This is a genomic window from Mesorhizobium sp. WSM4806 (genome assembly GCF_055811635.1).
On record NZ_JBVVQZ010000050.1, the window covers coordinates 1 to 3,209 of the forward strand.

Annotated in this window: 5 protein-coding genes and 2 pseudogenes; 6 read left to right on the top strand and 1 reads right to left on the bottom strand. The window is 61.2% G+C overall.

Features of this window, described 5'->3' with window-relative positions; genetic code table 11:
• From AC0L2M_RS34435 to AC0L2M_RS34445, 3 genes and pseudogenes are all read left to right on the top strand, one after another.
• A partial coding sequence (locus tag AC0L2M_RS34435) for a DDE-type integrase/transposase/recombinase (protein ID WP_473537246.1) occupies positions 1–268 on the top strand: 268 nt, incomplete at its 5' end.
• A 216-nt stretch (positions 269–484) separates the two neighbouring features.
• The gene (locus AC0L2M_RS34440) at positions 485–1,480 is read left to right on the top strand and encodes a succinylglutamate desuccinylase/aspartoacylase family protein (protein ID WP_473537247.1); all 996 of its coding nucleotides are present in this window, start codon (positions 485–487) and stop codon (positions 1,478–1,480) included.
• 77 nt (positions 1,481–1,557) lie between these two features.
• Positions 1,558–1,659 (top strand): annotated as a pseudogene (locus tag AC0L2M_RS34445) (hypothetical protein); the annotation flags it as partial.
• 449 nt (positions 1,660–2,108) lie between these two features.
• Here AC0L2M_RS34445 and AC0L2M_RS34450 read toward each other — a convergent pair.
• Positions 2,109–2,216, bottom strand: a pseudogene (locus tag AC0L2M_RS34450) (OmpW family outer membrane protein); the annotation flags it as partial.
• A 210-nt stretch (positions 2,217–2,426) separates the two neighbouring features.
• Here AC0L2M_RS34450 and AC0L2M_RS34455 point away from each other — a divergent pair.
• The 3 genes from AC0L2M_RS34455 to AC0L2M_RS34465 are packed head-to-tail and all read left to right on the top strand — an operon-like array spanning position 2,427 to position 2,884.
• Positions 2,427–2,630, top strand: a complete 204-nt coding sequence (locus AC0L2M_RS34455) for an SDR family oxidoreductase (RefSeq protein ID WP_473537249.1) — start codon at positions 2,427–2,429, stop codon at positions 2,628–2,630.
• Positions 2,570–2,743 carry a hypothetical protein gene (locus tag AC0L2M_RS34460; protein ID WP_473537248.1) on the top strand — a complete coding sequence of 58 codons (174 nt, stop codon included), beginning with the start codon at positions 2,570–2,572 and terminating at the stop codon, positions 2,741–2,743. Before AC0L2M_RS34455 ends, AC0L2M_RS34460 begins: the two co-directional genes overlap by 61 nt.
• Before the next feature lie 27 nt (positions 2,744–2,770).
• A complete protein-coding gene (locus tag AC0L2M_RS34465) occupies positions 2,771–2,884 on the top strand; it encodes a hypothetical protein (RefSeq protein WP_473537250.1) in 114 nt (37 codons plus the stop codon).
• Positions 2,885–3,209: the final 325 nt, after the last annotated feature.

A 3,209-nucleotide genomic window follows, 5' to 3' on the forward strand; every position in this document is an offset into this window, starting at 1 on the left:
GAAGCGGAGGATCACCGACAAGCTGCGCTCCTATGGTGCGGCGCACCGGAACAACCGCGCCGAGAATTCACATGTGCCGCTGCGAAAGCGGGAGCGAACGATGCAGGGCTTTCGATCACCGGGACGCCTTCAGCGCTTCGTCTCTGTCTTCTCCGCCATCCGAAATCTCGTCCTTCCACCCCGTTCACAACGCTCCGCATTCCAAAGCCGCGTTCACCGCATCCAAGCGATCGCGGAGTGGAAAGCTGTGGCGGGAGCCATGGCCTGAAATCAATCCGCAAGGCAGAACGCCTCCGGCGTCCCGGACGCAAGTTAAGGTGATACCGCCATGGACCACTATCTGAAAACGCGATGGCACCGTCCGGAACATTATATTAGCGAATTGAACACCGCGTGGCGCATACTTCCAGAGCAGGATGCAACCGCGCGACAGCTGTCGTAAACCCGGCGCCAAGTCGCCTGAATACTCGCAATAGGTTGAACAATGAGCGAAGCACCACATCTTACGTTTGATCTTGATACGCCCGGCGTGAGCAGGGGGCATCTTGTTGTGCCAGGAGGTGCCGATCGCGGAGAGCTTTCGCTCCCGGTCTTCAGTCTCAATAAAGGGGAGGGACCGCGCCTTCTTGTCACCGGCGGAAATCATGGCAATGAATTGGAGGGGTCGATTGTTGCGCGACGGCTTATTGACTGGCTTCCAGAAGCGCAAACCTGTGGAAAGGTCACCGTCCTACCGGTGCTCAATCCCTTGGCCGTGCAGGCCTGGAGCCGCAATACTCCGCTCGACGGGTTGAATCTCAATCGCGTCTTTCCGGGCCGCGCCGACGGGTCGGTGACCGAACGAATCGCGGATGCGGTTTCGCGCGTATTGTTGCCAATGGCCGACACAGTATTTGATCTGCACAGCTTCGGACCAACGTGGGATTTTCCACCGGCGGCCACGACGCACCCCATTGCCGATCCCGATCTCATGGCCAGGACGGTGCGAATGGCGGAAGCGTTCAAATTGCCCTTGACATTGGTCTGGCAACACAGCGACACGGCTGGTATGTTTGATATCACGGCCCAAAACCAGGGCAAGGTATTTGTTTGCGCTGAATTCGGTGGTGGTACGGTCGGCGCAGACAATCTCGCGATCTACGAGGCTGCAGTGCGCAACGCGCTCGTCGCGCTCGGGCTGGTCGAGGGCAAAGCCGACTATCCAAGCTTCCGACGTCAGAGTTCCGGCCAAACACTCGAAACGCGTCCCTCCGACGAGTTGAAATCGCCTGCGCCGGGCATCTTCGAACCTCGCTGCTCGGTGCTGGATGAGGTGAAGGAGGGAGATCTCATAGGTATCCTGCATTCAATAGATTCGCTGTCCGCCGGGTCCATTGAAATTCGCGCGCCCGAAACCTCCATCGTCTTGGCCATGGCAACGGGGGCGCATGTCGACGCCAACAAAGTGGTAGCGTTCCTTGCGCGGCCGCTGAAGATCTAAGTACCAGGTGCGGCTAGTGCCCTCGCGTGCCAGTAGCGGAACGAACTTAATTCCGTCAGGATGAATCGAGTGACCGAATTGCAGTCCTCCTTGCGCCTGGCAACGGCGCATTCTTCTATGACGATCAAGCTGCCATTAGGTCGGGCGCGACCCAGGACGGCTTCATCTATGTCGGCTCCAGCTTGGCGCGGGTCGTCAGACCCGCCCAGCTCTTCTCTGTTTCGCCTTTCCCGCCGCGCAGGGTAGGCGGCACTCCCTCCTAGGGCCGCCGCGTCATCCCGCAACCCCTCGCTCTCGCTTCGGTCCTTCTCTTCGTTCCCGGTCCTTCGGATAAGGTCCGCCTGGACGGCGGCCCTTGCGGTCGCAACCCGCCGCCCACCCCCGCTTCCGGGGAAAGCCGCGATCGGCGAGCGAAGATTTAACGAGGCTTGCCAGACGGAAGCGAACCGCTAGCGGAGACACAGGTGAGGGGCGGGCGCTCGGGTGTCAGGCTCTACCAGGAGATCACAGGCCGCATCATTGCCGAGCTGGAGCCCGGACACCGTACCGTGTGTGCATGGGGCAGGGCGAAGGGCGGCCCTGGCTGTCGAGGAATGCTTCCCTGGCGCCAGGCAGGCGGCAGCAGCTAAACCTTGCCGATATTCCCCAGCCCGCCGATCGAGCCTTGGCCTGTGATGTTGGCATAGGTGGTGCCGAGGATAAGCTCGGCGGCGACGTTGTCCGTGAAGAAATACGTGCTGCTTTACCCCGGCGGATCATTCTGCCTTTGACCGTTGACAGGCAGGGATCATCGCGGCTCGTCGCGAAGCAGTTTTCATGAAGCACGCGGGTCGCGTCGTCATCATCACAGGCGCCGTGAGCGGGTCGGCCGTGCCCTGATCGATCTTTTTGCCGGGGATGGCGCAACTGTTGTTGCCGTGGACCTTCCGGGCAGCGGTGTGGTGAACTGGCCCATGGTCTCGGCCATCCACATCTCGGCCTCGAATGCGATGTCTCGCGAAAAGAAGATATCCTCGCGCTTTTCGGCCGGGTCGAAGCGCAGTTCGCGCACATCGGCGTCCTCATCAATAATGCTGGGGTGGGACCACCATGGCCGCGACTGCCGATACCGGTGTCGATGGCTTTCGACGCGGCCTGCCGGCAAACCTGATTGGGCCGTTCGTCATGGCCCTCGAGGCGGCGCGGCGGATGCAGCCGTGTGGTGTCATCGTCAGCCTCGCTTCGGTGGCCGGCGTGGTCGGCAATCCCAAACGCAACGCCTAGGCAGCCTCGAAAGCGGGCTTGATCTCGTTGACGAAGTCGCTTGCACGCGATTGGGCTTCCCGCGCCATCTGCGTGACGGCGGTAGCCGCGGGCTACGTGGGCACGCCTATGGTGGCAGAACTGGAAGCGCGGGCAAAATAGACCTATCGCGGCGGTACGCCGCCGCGTGCCGATGGCGAGCAGAGATGAGCCGTGGGGGCCGCCTCATCGCAGCATGCCGACATGTGGATCGCTTCGTCTCAATCGCAAGGCAAGCGCTGGAAATCCCCAGGGCTCTGATGGGAGGTCGAAGAGCGCGGCCGACCAATCCAAGCAGCGCTTATGGAACGAGTTTTGCGTGGTTATTTCACCTGAATGATCATCGCCGGAGAGATGCTGGAAAAATTCAAACGCTACCCGCTCACCTTCGGACCCACGCCCGTCGAGAAGCTCGACCGGCTCGGCAAGCATCTGGGCGGCAAGGTGG

Bases quoted from the DNA above. Each gene is read 5' to 3' on its own strand.
- AC0L2M_RS34440 (WP_473537247.1), top strand. From the start codon at position 485: ATGAGCGAAGCACCACATCTTACGTTTGATCTTGATACGCCCGGCGTG.
- AC0L2M_RS34460 (WP_473537248.1), top strand. From the start codon at position 2,570: ATGGCCGCGACTGCCGATACCGGTGTCGATGGCTTTCGACGCGGCCTG.